This window comes from Aeromicrobium sp., assembly GCF_014378035.1.
Classification (GTDB): domain Bacteria; phylum Actinomycetota; class Actinomycetes; order Propionibacteriales; family Nocardioidaceae; genus Aeromicrobium.
In genome coordinates this window covers 22,875-37,993 of the sequence record NZ_JACMOM010000208.1, presented here as the reverse complement: position 1 = coordinate 37,993, position 15,119 = coordinate 22,875, and the positions used below count along the sequence as shown (strand labels likewise).

General features: G+C 67.2%; 16 protein-coding genes. 8 read left to right on the top strand and 8 right to left on the bottom strand.

Annotation, left to right across the window (positions count from 1 at the left end; genetic code table 11):
* The first annotated feature begins 270 nt into the window (after nt 1-270).
* The gene (locus H7290_RS10910; RefSeq protein ID WP_290514039.1) at nt 271-1,026 is read left to right on the top strand and encodes an enoyl-CoA hydratase-related protein; all 756 of its coding nucleotides are present in this window, start codon (nt 271-273) and stop codon (nt 1,024-1,026) included.
* 127 nt (nt 1,027-1,153) lie between these two features.
* Here H7290_RS10910 and H7290_RS10905 read toward each other — a convergent pair whose 3' ends face one another.
* On the bottom strand, nt 1,154-2,071 hold the full coding sequence (locus H7290_RS10905; protein ID WP_290514038.1) for a LysR family transcriptional regulator: 918 nt from the start codon (nt 2,069-2,071) through the stop codon (nt 1,154-1,156).
* A 450-nt stretch (nt 2,072-2,521) separates the two neighbouring features.
* Here H7290_RS10905 and H7290_RS10900 point away from each other — a divergent pair, with 450 nt between their 5' ends.
* Both H7290_RS10900 and H7290_RS10895 read left to right on the top strand, forming a co-directional pair.
* A complete protein-coding gene (locus H7290_RS10900) occupies nt 2,522-4,384 on the top strand; it encodes an acyl-CoA dehydrogenase (RefSeq protein ID WP_290514037.1) in 1,863 nt (620 codons plus the stop codon).
* Between the two features lie 110 nt (nt 4,385-4,494).
* Complete coding sequence (locus H7290_RS10895) at nt 4,495-4,653, top strand: hypothetical protein (protein WP_290514036.1); 159 nt, start codon at nt 4,495-4,497, stop codon at nt 4,651-4,653.
* A gap of 12 nt (nt 4,654-4,665) precedes the next feature.
* Here H7290_RS10895 and H7290_RS10890 read toward each other — a convergent pair whose 3' ends face one another.
* A complete protein-coding gene (locus H7290_RS10890; protein WP_290514035.1) occupies nt 4,666-5,079 on the bottom strand; it encodes a DoxX family protein in 414 nt (137 codons plus the stop codon).
* Between the two features lie 103 nt (nt 5,080-5,182).
* Between H7290_RS10890 and H7290_RS10885 the strand changes: the two genes are divergently transcribed.
* The 4 genes from H7290_RS10885 (at nt 5,183) to H7290_RS10870 (ending at nt 8,040) form a co-directional block, all read left to right on the top strand.
* The gene (locus H7290_RS10885; RefSeq protein ID WP_290514034.1) at nt 5,183-5,710 is read left to right on the top strand and encodes a hypothetical protein; all 528 of its coding nucleotides are present in this window, start codon (nt 5,183-5,185) and stop codon (nt 5,708-5,710) included.
* Nucleotides 5,697-6,494, top strand: a complete 798-nt coding sequence (locus H7290_RS10880; protein ID WP_290514033.1) for a maleylpyruvate isomerase family mycothiol-dependent enzyme — start codon at nt 5,697-5,699, stop codon at nt 6,492-6,494. The genes H7290_RS10885 and H7290_RS10880 overlap by 14 nt, the downstream gene beginning before the upstream one ends.
* A gap of 47 nt (nt 6,495-6,541) precedes the next feature.
* Nucleotides 6,542-7,474: an oxidoreductase gene (locus tag H7290_RS10875; RefSeq protein WP_290514032.1), complete on the top strand. Its 933-nt coding sequence runs from the start codon at nt 6,542-6,544 to the stop codon at nt 7,472-7,474.
* A 101-nt stretch (nt 7,475-7,575) separates the two neighbouring features.
* Nucleotides 7,576-8,040, top strand: coding sequence for a GNAT family N-acetyltransferase (locus tag H7290_RS10870; protein ID WP_290514031.1), 465 nt, complete (start codon nt 7,576-7,578; stop codon nt 8,038-8,040).
* 38 nt (nt 8,041-8,078) lie between these two features.
* Here H7290_RS10870 and H7290_RS10865 read toward each other — a convergent pair whose 3' ends face one another.
* Entirely contained in the window at nt 8,079-9,380 is a 1,302-nt protein-coding gene (locus H7290_RS10865) for a nitrate/nitrite transporter (RefSeq protein WP_290514030.1), read from the bottom strand.
* An 89-nt stretch (nt 9,381-9,469) separates the two neighbouring features.
* Here H7290_RS10865 and H7290_RS10860 point away from each other — a divergent pair, with 89 nt between their 5' ends.
* Nucleotides 9,470-10,093, top strand: coding sequence for a DUF1684 domain-containing protein (locus H7290_RS10860; RefSeq protein ID WP_290514029.1), 624 nt, complete (start codon nt 9,470-9,472; stop codon nt 10,091-10,093).
* 31 nt (nt 10,094-10,124) lie between these two features.
* Here H7290_RS10860 and H7290_RS10855 read toward each other — a convergent pair whose 3' ends face one another.
* The 5 genes from H7290_RS10855 to hisC form a co-directional block, all read right to left on the bottom strand.
* Entirely contained in the window at nt 10,125-11,552 is a 1,428-nt protein-coding gene (locus H7290_RS10855) for a dihydrolipoamide acetyltransferase family protein (RefSeq protein ID WP_290514028.1), read from the bottom strand.
* Between the two features lie 23 nt (nt 11,553-11,575).
* Nucleotides 11,576-12,550 (bottom strand): alpha-ketoacid dehydrogenase subunit beta, encoded by a 975-nt coding sequence (locus H7290_RS10850; protein WP_290514027.1) that lies wholly within the window; start codon nt 12,548-12,550, stop codon nt 11,576-11,578.
* A complete protein-coding gene (gene pdhA / locus H7290_RS10845; protein WP_290514026.1) occupies nt 12,547-13,692 on the bottom strand; it encodes a pyruvate dehydrogenase (acetyl-transferring) E1 component subunit alpha in 1,146 nt (381 codons plus the stop codon). The genes H7290_RS10850 and pdhA overlap by 4 nt, the downstream gene beginning before the upstream one ends.
* Before the next feature lie 163 nt (nt 13,693-13,855).
* The gene (locus tag H7290_RS10840) at nt 13,856-14,005 is read right to left on the bottom strand and encodes a hypothetical protein (protein ID WP_290514025.1); all 150 of its coding nucleotides are present in this window, start codon (nt 14,003-14,005) and stop codon (nt 13,856-13,858) included.
* A gap of 13 nt (nt 14,006-14,018) precedes the next feature.
* A complete protein-coding gene (hisC, locus tag H7290_RS10835) occupies nt 14,019-15,083 on the bottom strand; it encodes a histidinol-phosphate transaminase (RefSeq protein ID WP_290514024.1) in 1,065 nt (354 codons plus the stop codon).
* Between the last annotated feature and the right edge of the window lie 36 nt (nt 15,084-15,119).

The following is a 15,119-nucleotide window of genomic DNA, read 5'->3' as shown; positions in this document are numbered from 1 at the left end:
GGCAACACCGCCATCCTCGAAGGCACCAAGGTCTTCATCAGCCCGGTCGCTGCCGGCCTCCTGAACGACACCTTCAAGACCGACGCCGTCACCAAGGACCTCCTCGTCGGCGTCGCCAAGATCACCGTCAACACCAAGTAGTCCAACACCAAGAAACACTGACGGACACGCTTGCCCCTTGGGCCAAGCGACAATGTGGGCGCGTTCCCTTCGGGACGCGCCCACACTGCTGTCCCCCACACTGGTGTCCCGTGCAGATACCGTCGTGTCATGCCCCTGGTCCTGCTCGAGTCCGACGGCGACGTCCGCACGATCCGACTCAATGCCCCCGACCGCCGCAATGCGCTCGACTGGCCCCTGCTGGACGAGCTTGCCGCAGCAATCGAGGCCGTCCGGTCCGATGAGTCCGCACGGGCGCTCGTCGTCATGGGCAACGGGTCGGCATTCTGCGCCGGCGCCAATCTCGACAACCTCTTCGGCGACCTCGACCGACCCGTCGATGAGCTTCGCGAGCACCTCATGCGGGTCTACGCGTCCTTCCTCGGGCTGCGCGAGCTCACGATTCCCACGATCGCCGCCGTCCACGGCCCAGCCGTCGGCGCCGGCCTGAACATCGCGCTCGCCTGCGATGTGATCATCGCCGGGCCTCGCGCCGGGTTCGGACCAACGTTCGCCGAGATCGGCCTCCACCCCGGCGGCGGGTGCAGCTGGATGCTGGCGCAGCGCATCGGTGCGAGCAACACCGTTGCGGCCCTGCTCGCTGGCACCATCATCGGAGCGCAGGAGGCACACCGCCTGCACCTCGCCAACCAGCTGGCCGACGATCCGGCGGAGGCGGCACTTGCTGTCGCGCGCACCTACGCGGGGCGCGACCCTGCACTGACGGCGGACATCGTCCGCTCGGTTCGCATCGCGTCGACGTCCGACCTCGACGCCTCCCTCGACTTCGAATCGTTGGCGCAGGCGAGATCGCTCGGGAGCAAGGAGTTCCGCGCTTTCATGACGCGATTCCGCGGCGGCAGCTGACACAGCCGTCCGGCAGTTCAGACGTCGTGACGCTGCGTTGCTGACGCGGCTGTGGACACCTGGGCTGCCGGGACCAGGCCTCCGTGGGACGCACGGACTTCTCGGGAATCCCCGCGATCATCCGCCCCTACAAGGCATTGTGCTGGTCGGCAACAGCTTTCGCCTCGTCCCGCAACGCCTGCACGACGAGGCGAACGGACGGTCGCTCGAAACGGTCCGGCCTCAGGAGCGCGGAGATCTCCCGCTTGGCACGTATACCCACCATCGGCCGCGTCACCAGGCCGTTGCCGTGCTCGCGGGTCGTGAAGCGCGGCAGGATCGCGATGCCATGACCCGCGGCGACCAACGCCTCGACGATTCCGTTGTCGGCGATGCGCTGGGCGACCCGCACTGGCTCACCCGTTGCCGCCACCACCTGGCTCAGCACCCGGTCGAACGGGAAGTCGCTTGGTGCTCCGATCCAGGTCTCGCCGACGACATCCTTGGGCGACAGGCTCTGCTTCGACGCCAGCCGGTGGTCCTCGGGCAGTGCGACGTCGAGCGGCTCGCTCATCAGCGGCACCACCTGGATGCCCCGCTCGTGCCACATCTCCGATGCCGTCGGTGAGTCGGCGAGCACGATGTCGTAGTCAGGCGTCAGCGAGGCGAAATCTGCGAGCGTGACGTCCTCGTCAGAACAGATCAGCCTGAGGTGCGGCTCGGCTCGCAGCCGGGTGAGGACTCCTGGCAGAAGCATCTCCCCTCCGGTCGCGAAGGTCGTCAGGGTGACGTTGCCCGCGGGCTGCTCCATGAACTCGCGCCACCTGGCCTCGGCCTTGGCGATCGCGACTGCAATCTCGGTGGCAGTCTGGGCCAGCGCGCGTCCCGCCGCGGTCAAGGCGATACCCCGGCCGGCCGGTTCCGTCAGCGGCACTCCGGCCTCCTGCTCGAGCACCTTGAGCTGCTGCGACACCGCCGATGGCGTGACTCCTGTCACGTCGGCAACAGCTCCGATGGTGCCCCTCTCGGCCAGTTCACGCAGCAGATCAAGTCTTTTGACGTCCATGTAGCCAGACTACACGTTAGGTGTAGTTCAGTTAGATTGTCCTTGACAGTTGCAAGGCGCATACTGAAGGTACGAACCAATCCGGTCCGCACCAGTGCCTGAAGGAGGCCACCATGATCGTCCTCGGAATCGTCCTTGCATCCATCACCGTGATCGGAGTCGGCCGCACGGTCCAGACCGTCGCGAACGACGGCCGCGGCCGCGGGCCCACGCGCCTCGTCTGATCCACCGAAACCACGAAAGCCCCGCGAGATTCTCGCGGGGCTTTTGTCGTGCCCGGGGTCGGACAGGCATGGCAGAGGTCCACTGTTCGGCAGGCACTGTGACGGGGGTGACAGGCCCGGCGAGCCGCTCCGGCTTGTCTTTGCCCCTGTCGCGGGCGGATACTTAAGTTACCAACCAGTAGCAAGTTCCTGTTCGCAGCCCACACCCCTTTGAAGGAATGCTGGCATGAGCCATTACAAGAGCAACCTCCGCGATGTCGAGTTCAACCTGTTCGAGCTCTTCAACCGTCAGGACATCCTGGGCACCGGACCCTTCGCCGAAGTCGACACCGAGACCGCGAAGAGCATCCTGTCCGAGATCGACCGCATCTCACGCGACGAGCTGGCCGCGTCCTTCGACGACGCCGACCGCAACCCGCCGGTCTACGACCCCGCCGAGAAGACCGTGACGATGAACCCGGCCTTCGCGAAGTCGTACCAGGCCTGGATGGGTGCCGAGTGGTGGCGCCTGCAGGTCCCCGAGGAGCTCGGCGGCCAGGTCGCCCCCGCCTCCCTCGTGTGGAGCAGCGCTGAGTTCGTCCTTGGCGCCAACCCTGCCATCTGGATGTACGCGTGTGGTCCCGCCTTCGCGCGCATCGTCTTCGAGAACGGCATCGAGCGCGACAAGAAGATCGCCCAGACCATGGTCGACCGCCAGTGGGGCGCGACGATGGTGCTCACCGAGCCCGATGCGGGCTCCGACGTGGGAGCTGGCCGCACCAAAGCCACTGCCAACGAGGACGGCTCGTGGAACATCACGGGCGTCAAGCGCTTCATCACCTCGGCCGAGCACGACATGAGCGAGAACATCATGCACCTCGTCCTCGCCCGGCCCCAGGGCGTCGAGGGCGTCGGCGGACCCGGTACGAAGGGCCTCAGCCTCTTCCTCGTGCCCAAGTTCCACTTCGACCACGAGACCGGTGACCTGACGGGCGAGCGCAACGGCGCCTACGTCACCAACGTCGAGAAGAAGATGGGCCTCAAGGTGTCCACGACCTGCGAGGTCACCTTCGGTGACGGCGCACCGGCACAGGGCTGGTTGCTCGGCGAGGTGCACGACGGCATCAACCAGATGTTCCGCGTCATCGAGAACGCCCGGATGTTCGTCGGTGCCAAGGCCATCGCGACCTTGTCGACCGGCTACCTCACCGCCCTCGACTACGCCAAGGAGCGCGTCCAGGGTGCCGACCTCACGCAGGCGTCCGACAAGACGGCGCCCCGCGTCACGATCACGCACCACCCCGATGTCCGCCGTTCGCTGCTCACGCAGAAGTCGTTCGCCGAGGGCCTCCGTTCGCTCCTGATCTACGCCGCCACCTGGCAGGACGACGTCATGATCAAGACCGCGGCCGGCGAGGACGCCTCGCTGTCCGAAGCCGTCAACGACCTGCTGCTCCCGCTCGTGAAGGGCTACGGCTCAGAACGCTCGTGGGTGCTGCTCGGCACTGAGTCACTGCAGACCTACGGCGGGTCGGGCTTCCTGCAGGACTACCCCATCGAGCAGTACGTCCGCGACGCCAAGATCGACACGCTCTACGAGGGCACCACAGCGATCCAGGGCATGGATCTGTTCTTCCGCAAGATCGTGAAGGACAAGGGTCAGGCACTGGGCTTCCTCGCTGGCGAGGTGCAGGCGTTCGCCGAGAGCGAGGCTGGCAACGGACGCCTCAAGGTTGAGCGCGAGCTGCTCGCCAAGGGGCTCGACGACACGCAGGCCATCATCGGTGCCACCTTCACCGACCTGATGGCGTCCAACCCGGCCGACGAGAAGGGCGACCTGCAGAACATCTACAAGGTCGGCCTCAACACGACCCGCCTGGTCTACGTCCTCGGCGATCTGACGGTCGCATGGCTCCTCCTCCGTGGCGCGGAGGTCGCTCTGGCCAAGCTCGGCGGTGACGTCTCCGCGTCGGACAAGAGCTTCTACGAGGGCAAGGTCGCCGCGGCCCAGTTCTTCGCTCGTAACGTCCTGCCGAAGCTCGCTGGCGAGCGTGCCATCGCCGAGAACATCGACGGCTCGATCATGGAGCTCGACGAAGCCGCGTTCTGACCCAGTCTCACCAGCATCACGAAGGGCCTCACCCTCTGGCCGTGGGGGGCTTCGTGATGGTTTCGGCCTGCCCTGCTGGGTAGTGCGCAGGTCTGACGAGAGGATCCATCATGACGAGCGAACCCCAGCCGACCGAACCCCCGCCGACCGAACCCCAGACCGCCGCCGACCCGGGCGAGAACCCGGACACCGTGACCAAGCCGAAGCCCGGTGTCAACGACCCGCATCCGGACGAAGCGGACACCGACGAGCCACTGACGTCGATGTGAGGGCCCGTCGACTCAGGTGAAGAGCGCGCCGGTGATCGTGTAGTAACCGAGACCGTCGGCCAGGTAGAACAGCACGTAGATCGCCAGGGCGCCGCCGGCGAGGGCGATGTCCTTGTTGAACGAGATCATCTCGAGCTGCTTTGACTGTGCGTCGGCCTCCTTCCAGAACGGGTGCATCACCACTGCGGTGATGACAAGGAGGATCGCAAGGCCGAGCGCGCCGGCGTCGCCGACGATGCCGAGCAGTATCGAGACACCGCCGAGGATGAACGCCACTCCGCTGATCTGCACGGCGAGCTTGGGGGACGGCACGTTCTTGCTCTGGGCGTAACCCGCCATGGCGTCAGTCGCCATCAGGTGACCCACCCCCGAGCCGATGATCAGGTAGACGAAAAGAATGCGTCCGAGAAGGAAAATCTCTTCCATGGTGCTGCCTCCGATTGATGGTGTCTTCGATTATTGAGTCTCGGCCCCGTGTACAGGCCCGTCAAGGCGACACAGCCGTCTTGACGTGTGCGAAAGTTGCTGCGTGAAGCCCACGAATCCACTCTGGTACCTCGCGGCCTTCCTGTTCGCACTCGTCAGTGTCATGGGCGCCACCGTCGTTGCGGCCGGTGGGTGGACCCCCGTTCGCGAGTCGACGGTGACGCCCACCTCGAACGAGCACGCCGAGGCGGCGGGCAAGAGCCTTGCAGTCTTCACCGACGTGCTCCAGCCCGATCGCGTCGTCACCTGCCGCGGCACGGGGCCGGGCAAGAAGGTCATCGAGATCCCGGGCAAGGGCGTCGACATCATCGCCGACAGCGACGGAACCCGGTGGCACCTCATCGCCCTCTTGCGCGATGGGTCGAACGGTCTGCGGGTCAGGTGCACACCACGCGACCGTCGACCCGACAACGCCTCCTACGGGTTCGCAGCCGTGACGGGCTACGACTCGGCCGTCAACAACGGCAAGGGCGTGGCCGTCCTGGGCGGCACCGTCGGTCTCGGGTTCGCCGCCTACGTCTACTACTGCCGTCGATCACGCCGTAAGGAGTCAGCCGATGAATCTGCTTGACACGTACGTCCGGGGGTGGAGGGAGTCGGCTGACGCTGTGCTCTCTCTCGCACCCAGCCTCGACGAGACCGACTGGTCGACTCCCACCGACTGCCCCGGTTGGACGGTCAAGGATGTCCTCGCCCACCTGGCTCACCTCGAGACCGAGCTCTGCAGCATCGCCCAGAACACCCACGACGTCACCGGCGCGCACGAGCTCGTGTCGAGCTACACCGAAGCCGGGGTCGCCGAGCGCCGACACCGTACGCCGACCGAGCTCATCGACGAGCTCACCGCGGCCGTCGAGCTGCGGTCGAGCCGGCTGGTCGATGTCCCGGACGATCCGGCCACCCCGGCACCGGTCACGCCCGGCGGCATCTCGTGGACGTGGGACAAGCTCCTTCGCAATCGGTCCCTCGACATGTGGGTGCATGAGCAGGACATCCGCCGTGCCATCGGGCGGCCCGGCGGGCTCGACAGCACCGGTGCACAGATCGCCACCATGACGTTCTCCTTGGCCATGCCCTTCATCCTGGGCAAGAAGGTACGGCCACCCGCCAGCTCGATAGTGCACTGGGACGTGACCGGGGCCGTACCTCTGGACCTCGCGGTGCAGATCGGTGACGACGGACGCGCCAGCCCGGTCAATCTCGTCGGGCAGCCGACGACGACGCTCTCGATGGACTCTGAGACATTCACGGCGCTAGCCGCAGGTCGACGCACGTCCGACATGGTCGACGTGACCATCACCGGCGACCACGCCCTCGGCCTCGCGACGCTCGCTGCGATGTCCGTCACGCCGTAGGCCGATCCACTAGGCGCGAGCCGCCGTCCGGCAGTAGCGTCGTCGCCATGAGCTGGAGCACCGACGACATCCCCGACCTGACCGGCAAACGCGCCGTCATCACCGGCGTGACCGGAGGCCTCGGCCTGAACACCGCGATCGGGCTTGCCCGTCACGGCGCGAGCCTGGTGGTGACGGCCCGCGACACCCGCAAGGCTGACGCCGCACTCATCCGCATCGCGAACGATGCTCCCGGCTCCGCAGCAGAGGTCGTGTCGCTCGATCTCGCTGATCTGAGCGACGCGAAGCGCGCTGCCACCGAAGTGTCGAAGGCCTACGACCGCATCGACATCCTGGTCAACAACGCCGGCATCATGGTGCCGCCCAAGACCATGACGACCGACGGCTTCGAGCTGCAGATGGGCACCAACCACCTCGGCCACTTCGCGTGGACAGCGACCTTGTGGCCGCTGCTCAGGTCGAGCGAGGCGCGCATCGTGTCGGTCTCCTCGTTGGCTCACACCGCCGTGACCGGCATCGACCTCCGCGCGCTGACGCCCGAGGGGTCACCCCGGCGGTACAGCCGCTGGAAGACCTACGGTGAGTCGAAGCTGGCCAACCTGATGTTCGCGCTCGAGCTCAACCGGCGGGCCAAGGCGGCCGGCATCGGCGTCGTGAGCGTCGGGGCCCACCCCGGCTACGCGGCGACCAACCTGACCAAGACCGGGCCCAACGTCAACGGTGGGTCGCTGCCCGGCATGGCCATGCACCAGATCACTCGTGTCATCGGGCAGTCAGCCGCCCACGGCGCATGGCCCCTGCTGATGGCCGCCACCGACCCGACGCTGACCGGTGGGGAGTACGTGGGGCCGGCGAATCTTGGCGGCATGCGTGGCCGCCCGACACTCGTCGGCATGAGCAGCACCGCCCGCGACGAGAACCTCGCCGAGGCACTGTGGGCCGCGTCCGAAGGTGCTACCGGCACGTCCTTCGAGGTGTGACTCGGGGCTGTCAAGCATCAGTGTGAAGGGCCACATCAAGCTGTCTCGGGTGTGATTCACGCTCAGGTTGACGTAACATTGCCTACCTGATGATCCGAGAAATGACGCACAGCGACTTTGACAGCATCATCCACCTCAACCAGAACGCCCTCGAGGGCGTCGGCCCACTCGACACAGAGAGCCTCTCGCTCCTCGTGAAGATGGCCGATCAGGCCCTCGTTGTCGACCACGGAGACGGAGACATAGCCGGCTTCGTCATCACCCTCCCGCCAGGTGCCGAGTACGAGTCGAGCCGCTACCGATGGTTCGAAGACACCCTCGTTGACGACTACGTCTACCTCGACCGCATCGTGGTGTCGCAGAACCACCGCCGCATGGGTGTGGCCTCCAAGCTCTACGAGGAGATCGAGGGCGACCAGCCGGTCGCGCTCGAGGTCTACGAGACCAACGACGTCTCACTCGCCTTCCACGAGAGCCGCGGCTTCGCGGAGGTCGGCGCCCTCACCCACGACGGCAAGACCAACCTCATGCTGGTGCGTGAGCCGAGCGACGACTCGACTAACTAGAACCGCTCGCGCCAGAGCATATAGCAGGACGGGCGCGGTCAGCCCATCCGCGTCATGTGCTCGCGCGCCTGGGGGTCGTCGGCCAGCAGCAGGGCGCGCGCCTTCACGCGGTAGCGCCAGATCTGGGTGATGCCGACGGCCCACAGGACGTATTGACACGACATGGCCCACTTGAATGCCGACGGCGTGTACGCCGTGCTGCTGCCCGGTGTTCGCCAGTCCAAGACGACCCCGATCGCCACCACCAGCAGCAAGCTGGCAACAAAACCGGCCTGGTTGATGATGCCCGTGGCGCTTGCCATCCGTTCGGACGGGTTGGACGTCCGGCCGAGGTCGAAGCCGATGACCGACGCAGGCCCGCCGACTCCCACGACGACGACCAGCAGGGCCAGCAGCCAGATCGGCGCGTCACCACGCCAGCCGAGAACAACGGTCCACATCACCACGATTGCCCCGACGACGCAGAGCACGAGCGTGGACCGGTGCCACGGATGGTGCATGATGGCCCAGCCCAGCACCGGGCCGGCAGTCATGACCGCGACGACCATCAACGTCAGCAGCAGCCCCGCCGTGTGCTCGGACGTACCCTCGCCACGGACGAAGAAGGGGTACCCCCACAACAGGCCCAGCGTCGTGGCGCTGAACTGGGTGGAGAAGTGGATCCAGAAGCCGAGCCTGGTTCCGGGCTGTGCCCACGACGCGCCGAGGCTCTGGCTGATCTGCGTCCTCGACAGCGGCGGGCCGCTGCGTGACCTGGCGGCCGGTGCGTCGCGCACGAAGACCACCAGGGCGACGCTGAGCACGATGCCCAGCGATGCCGCGACGAGGTACGACCTGGTCCATCCCAGCTCGCGCAGTGCGATCGTCATCGGCACCGCAGCGATGATCGCGCCGAGCTGCCCGACGACACCCGTCAGCTGCGTCATGAGCGGGATCCGCCTCGGCGCGAACCACGTGTTGACCAGCCGCAGCACGCAGATGAACGTCATGGCGTCACCCACCCCGACGAACAGCCGTGCCAGCAGCGCCAAGGGGTAGCTGTCGGCGAAGGCGAAACCGGCCTGTGCCAGCGTCAACGTGATGGCGCCGGTGATGAGCACCCGGCGAGGACCGAAGCGGTCGACCATCAACCCCACCGGAATCTGCATGCCGGCGTAGACGAGCAGCTGCAACATCGTGAACGTCGCAAGCTGCGCAGCAGAGATGTCGAACCGCTCGGTGGCGGTGAGTCCGGCGACTGCGAGGGACGAGCGGTGGAAGACAGCCAGCATGTAGACGAGCAGCCCGACGATCCAGATGCCGTACGCGCCGCGTTCTCGGACGTCGGCGGACTGGCTCACTGACACAGTTTAATCCGATCTGCCTCGCTGCCCGACCACGTCATCAAGTGTGCAGAGGCGCGACACCCCAAATATGACACCGTGGACGGATGCAGTCATCCGCACTCGGCCTGGTCGACTGGCGTCGGCGCACCAACGAGATGTACGCGGATGTGCGTGCCGACACCGCCCACGAGGCAGCGCACAGCCGCTGGCGAGCACGACGCGACGCGATGTTCCTGCACCACCCGCAGACGCCCTTGGTCGACGACGACCCGATCCGCGACGGCGGAATTCCCTACTGGCCGTACGATCCGACGCTCCGGTTCGAGGTTGCGCTGACGGTGCCAGAGGCGGGGACGGCAGAGGACCGAGTGGTCGAGGCCGGTGACGACGGGACCCTGACGATGAAGCTCATCGGCCGCGTCGACCTGCCCGCCGGCATCGGTGACGGCTTGGCCGGCGGCCTCGATGTCTGGTGGTTGCACCAGTACGGCGGGGGCATCTTCATCCCGCTGCGCGACGGCACGTCGGGCGACGGCAGCTATGGTGGCGGCCGCTACCTGCTCGACACCGCCAAGGGATCGTGGCTTGGTGGCGAGGGCGACAACATCGTGCTCGACCTCAACTACGCCTACCACCCGTCGTGCCGTTACAACCCGCGCTGGCAGTGCCCCCTCGCCCCGCCTGGCAACACCATCACAGCGCGGGTCGAGGCCGGCGAACGGCTCTGATGTGCAGGCCCCCCTGGCCAGTCCGTCAGGGCTAGTACGTCAGCGCCAGAGCCGGGTCGCGCAGGATCGCGGCGACGTCGGCGAGAAACCGCGACCCCTGCTCGCCATCGACCACACGATGGTCGAAGCTCAGCGCCAGCGTGGTGAGCCACCGGGGCACGACCTCGTCGTGCTCGTTGATCCACGGGCGCCGCTCGATCGAACCGAGAGCGAGGATGCCGGACTCGCCGGGGTTGAGGATCGGAGTGCCAGCATCGATACCGAAGACGCCGATGTTAGTCAACGAGAAGGTACCACCAGACATCTGGGCCGGCTGCGTGCGTCCGGCCCTGGCGGTGTCGGTGAGGTCACCCAGCGCGGTGGCCAGCTCGACCAGGCTCAACGAGCCGGCATCGACGATGTTGGGCACGACGAGCCCGCGGTCGGTGGCGGCGGCGATGCCGAGGTTGACCGACTTCTTGATGACGATCTCCTGCGCGGCGTCGTCCCACGTCGCGTTGAGCTCTGGTGTGCGTCGGATCGCGAGGCAGATGGCCTTGGCCGCGATGAGGGTCGGCGAGACCTTGAGCCCCGTGAACGCCTTGTCGTTGCGAAGCCGCAGCACCAGATCCATCGTGCGGCTGACGTCGAGCGTCAGCCACTCGGTGACGTGCGGCGCGGTGAACGCCGAGCGCACCATCGCCTCGGCGGTGAACTTTCGCACGCCGTTGATCGGCACCCGGACATCGCCCGAGTCGTCGGCGCTGGCGTTGATTCGGGTCGTGGCGACCTCGGTGTGGGTCGCGTCGTCGTCGAGTCGCAGCGCGGCAAACCCCTCGACGTCGGCGCGGGTGACGACGTCGCCCGCCGTGGGAACGGTGTCGAGATCGATGCCGAGATCCTTGGCGAGCTTGCGCACGGGTGGCTTGGCGAGCGATCGGCCGGGCCGCTGGGCGACCTTCTCGATGTCGACGGAGGCGACCTTCTGGGGCCCTGCGTCCTCACCCTTGCGTCGACGCCTGGTGACGGAGTCGGGGCGCGGGCCGTAGCCCACGAGCACGGACTGGCGCGCCGGTGCACCCGGCGCATCTGCCTTGACCGTGGGGACGAGGTCGCGCGGGTCAGCGGAAAGGACTGTCGGGGTGGACACGGCTGCGGACGAGGCAGCGTGGGCGGCGGGAGCCGGAGCGGCCCCGCCGTTGGCGATGACACCGGCAGTCTCGACCCTGGCGAAGGGGTCGGAGACCTCGCCGCCGATCGAGATGATCGGCGTCCCGACGGTGACGGTCTGGCCCTCGGCCACCAGCAGCTCCCGCACCTCCCCCTCGTAAGGGCTGGGCAGCTCGACGATCGACTTGGCCGTCTCGATGTCGACCAGGAGGTCGTTGACCTTCACGGTGTCGCCGACGGATACACGCCAGGTGACGATCTCGGCCTCGGTGAGGCCCTCCCCGACGTCGGGAAGCTTGAATTCACTCATGCGGTACTCACTATTCCTGAGATCTAGAAGGCAAGGGATCGGTCGACGGCATCGAGCACTCGGTCGAGCCCGGGAAGGAACTCCTCCTCGATGCGGCTCGGCGGATAAGGCAGGTCGTAGCCGGTGACGCGCAGCACTGGCGCCTCAAGGGAGTAGAAGCACTTCTCGGTGATGCGCGCCGAGATCTCGGCGCCGAGGCCGAGGGTCTGCGCGGCTTCGTGGACGACGATTGCGTGCCCGGTCCTGCGCACGGAGTCGAACACCGGGTCGAGGTCGAGCGGCGACAACGTGCGAAGGTCGATGACCTCGAGGTCGAGCCCGTCGGCGACGGCCGCCTCGGCTGATTGCAGGCACGTCTTGACCATCGGACCGTAGGCGATGAGCGTCGCGTCGGACCCCTCACGCACCACTTTTGAGGCGTGCAACGGGAAGGGTTCGGAGTCGAGGTCAACCTCGCTCTGGTCCCAGTAGCGCCGCTTGGGCTCCATGAACACGATCGGGTCGTCGCTCGCGATGGCCTGCTGGATCATCCAGTAGGCGTCGTTGGCGTTGGAGCACGCGACGACCTTGAGGCCTGCCGTGAGGGCGAACTGCGCCTCGGGGCTCTCGGAGTGGTGCTCGACGGCGCCGATGCCGCCGCCGAACGGGATGCGGATGACGATGGGCATCGTGACCGCCCCCTTGCTGCGGAAGTGCATCTTGGCGACCTGGCTGACGATCTGGTCGTACGCGGGGTAGACGAAGCCGTCGAACTGGATCTCGAGCACGGGCCGGTAACCGCGGAACGTCATGCCGATGGCGGTGCCGAGGATGCCGGCCTCCGACAGCGGAGCGTCGATGACGCGGCTGTCGCCGAAGTCCTTCTGCAGGCCGTCGGTGGTGCGGAAGACGCCACCGAGCCGGCCGACGTCCTCACCCATGATGAGCACCTTGTCGTCGGCCTCCATCGCGGCGCGCAGGCCAGCGTTGAGGCCCTTGCCGAGCGGCATCGTGGTCATGCGTGGCTCCCTTCGGCATCGTCGGTGTCGGGCTCGAGGCTGTCACGGAAGGCGATGTACTGGGCCTTCTGCTCGGCGAGCTCGGGGGTGCCCTCGACATAGACTGCGTCGAAGAGCGCGGCGAGGTCAGGCTCGGGCAATGCCTTGCAGGCCGCCCGCAGGTGCGTGCCGAGCTCTTCCGCCTCGGCTTCGAGCCTCTCGAAGAATTCCGCCGGGGTGCCCTGCACCAGCAGGTAGCGCTTGACGCGCTCGATCGGGTCCTTGAGCTTCCACGTCTCGACCTCGGCAGCCTCGCGGTAGCGGGTCGGGTCGTCGGACGTCGTGTGGGCACCCATGCGATAGGTGTACGCCTCGATGAGGGTGGGCCCCTCGCCGTCGCGCGCCTTCTGCATCGCGGCGGAGGTGACGGCGTGGCAGGCCAGCACATCGTTGCCGTCCACGCGGATGCCGCGGAAGCCGAAGCCACCCGCGCGCTGGACGATCGGACCCCGCGTCTGGCGGTCGGTCGAGGCTGAGATGGCGTACTGGTTGTTCTGGCAGAAGAACACGACGGGGGCGTTGAAGACGGCCGCCCAGTCGAAGGCCTCGTTGACGCTGCCCTGGCTCGTGGCGCCGTCGCCGAAGTAGGCGATGACGGCGGCATCGCGCTCAGGGTCACCGCGGCCGACCTCGCCATCGAGTGTCAGGCCCATGGCGTATCCGGTGGCGTGCAGGGTCTGCGCACCGATGACGATGCTGTAGAGCGCGAACCCGTGCTCCGCGGGGTCCCAACCACCCAGCTCGACGCCGCGGAACAGGCCGAGGAGCAGGGCGGGGTCGACGCCGCGGCACAGCGCGACTCCGTGCTCGCGGTAGGTCGGGAATGCGAAGTCCTGCGGGCGCAGTGCGCGCCCCGAGCCGATCTGGGCGGCTTCCTGGCCCTGGGCAGGGGCCCACAACCCGAGCTCGCCATGACGTTGCAGGGCGTGGGCCTCGAAGTCGATACGACGCATCAGGAAAAGGTCGCGGTACAAGTCGCGGATGCTGTCGTCGTCGCCGTCGTAGGAGAACTCCGGGTGGGCGACGCGCTGGCCCTCCGGCGTCAGGAGCTGCACGAGCGGAAACACTCCGGCAGGATCGTCGGCAACGTACGTATCGGGCATTGACAAGGTCATTCGACTCCCTCAATCAACCGGCAGCAGGGTCTCCACGCCGATGTCGAAGATGCGGGTCATCGGTGTCACAGGGGTGTCGGACGGGATGACCGCATGGAAGTGACTGGCGTCACATCTGAGTCCACCGTAACCCGTGGAGCGCCATCCTCTCTCATCGCCCTCGGACGACGAACGGCGCAGCGGCCGGGCAGGACATGACGACCAGGGCAGCGGGATGACCAGATGGCAGGCGGCGCTCGGAGTCGGTGGCGGTGGTGAGCACCGCCGACGCAAAGATCTCCCACGTTGACTGCGATCTCATCCGCTTGTCCGGGTCATCTCGGGTGCGCTTCACGCCACGCAGCCGCCAGCCCAAGGAACGTCGCGTTGACCTCCGGGGATCCCACGCTGATGCGCACACCCTCGCCGGCGAAGGGGCGCACCGGGACCGGATCGCACGCCACAGCAAAGTCGACCGCGTCGTCGCCGAGCGCGAGCCACACGAAGTTGCCCTCCGCTTCTGGCACGTCCCAGCCCTGAGCTCGCAGCGCAGCGACCATCACGACGCGTTCCTGCACGATCGACTCGACCCGGCGGTCGAGCTCGACCTGGGAGTCGAGCGACGCGACAGCAGCGGCCTGCGCGACGTCGGTGACGGAGAAGGGCGGCGTCGCCTTGCGGATCGACTCGGCCACCTCGGGGCGGGCGATCGCGTAGCCCACCCGCAGGCCGGCGAGACCGTAGGCCTTGGAGAACGTCCGCAGCACCACGACGTTGTCGTGGGCGGCGAGAGCGGTGAGCCCGCTGGCGCCGCCGGGGTCACGGACGAACTCGACGTACGCCTCATCGACCACCACGAGAACCCGCTCGGGCACCGAGTCGAGGAAGACAGCGAGGTCATCCGCAGACACAACCGGGCCGGTGGGGTTGTTGGGCGTGCACACCATCACGACACGGGTCCGGTCGGTGACGGCTGCCGACATCGCGGCGAGGTCGTGCGTCGCGTCAGGACGCAGCGCCACGCGCACCCCCGTTGCCCCCGTCAGGTCGACGGCAATGGGGTAGGCCTCGAACGACCGCCATGCGTACACGATCTCGTCGCCAGTCTCGCAGTGCGCGTTGAGCAGTGCGAACAGCACAGCGACCGACCCGGTGCCGGCCGCGAAGTGGTCGGGCGACAGATCGAACCGTGCCGACAACGCGGCGTAGAGGTCGGTCATCCCCGCATCCGGGTAGCGGTTGATGCGGTCGAGCTCGGCTGCTGCGCGGGCCGTCACACCGGGGAGCGGGCCATACGGGTTCTCGTTGCTCGAGAGCTTGTGGTCCTCCGCCACGGCGGCCTTTCCGGGCCGGTAGACCGGGATGTCGTCGAGCGCGCGACGAGCGCGTGGGCTGCTCATGGGCCGAGCCTAACCTCAGGAATCGGGGGCTGCGAG

Excerpts from the sequence above, each read along its gene's own strand:
- H7290_RS10905 (WP_290514038.1), bottom strand. The coding sequence starts at position 2,071 with ATGGACGTCAAAAGACTTGATCTGCTGCGTGAACTGGCCGAGAGGGGC.
- H7290_RS10855 (WP_290514028.1), bottom strand. The coding sequence starts at position 11,552 with ATGAGTGAATTCAAGCTTCCCGACGTCGGGGAGGGCCTCACCGAGGCC.
- H7290_RS10870 (WP_290514031.1), top strand. The coding sequence starts at position 7,576 with ATGACGCACAGCGACTTTGACAGCATCATCCACCTCAACCAGAACGCC.
- H7290_RS10880 (WP_290514033.1), top strand. The coding sequence starts at position 5,697 with ATGAATCTGCTTGACACGTACGTCCGGGGGTGGAGGGAGTCGGCTGAC.
- H7290_RS10910 (WP_290514039.1), top strand. The coding sequence starts at position 271 with ATGCCCCTGGTCCTGCTCGAGTCCGACGGCGACGTCCGCACGATCCGA.
- H7290_RS10860 (WP_290514029.1), top strand. The coding sequence starts at position 9,470 with ATGCAGTCATCCGCACTCGGCCTGGTCGACTGGCGTCGGCGCACCAAC.
- H7290_RS10840 (WP_290514025.1), bottom strand. The coding sequence starts at position 14,005 with ATGAGATCGCAGTCAACGTGGGAGATCTTTGCGTCGGCGGTGCTCACC.
- H7290_RS10890 (WP_290514035.1), bottom strand. The coding sequence starts at position 5,079 with ATGGAAGAGATTTTCCTTCTCGGACGCATTCTTTTCGTCTACCTGATC.
- H7290_RS10900 (WP_290514037.1), top strand. The coding sequence starts at position 2,522 with ATGAGCCATTACAAGAGCAACCTCCGCGATGTCGAGTTCAACCTGTTC.
- H7290_RS10850 (WP_290514027.1), bottom strand. The coding sequence starts at position 12,550 with ATGACCACGATGCCGCTCGGCAAGGGCCTCAACGCTGGCCTGCGCGCC.
- pdhA (WP_290514026.1), bottom strand. The coding sequence starts at position 13,692 with ATGCCCGATACGTACGTTGCCGACGATCCTGCCGGAGTGTTTCCGCTC.
- hisC (WP_290514024.1), bottom strand. The coding sequence starts at position 15,083 with ATGAGCAGCCCACGCGCTCGTCGCGCGCTCGACGACATCCCGGTCTAC.
- H7290_RS10875 (WP_290514032.1), top strand. The coding sequence starts at position 6,542 with ATGAGCTGGAGCACCGACGACATCCCCGACCTGACCGGCAAACGCGCC.
- H7290_RS10895 (WP_290514036.1), top strand. The coding sequence starts at position 4,495 with ATGACGAGCGAACCCCAGCCGACCGAACCCCCGCCGACCGAACCCCAG.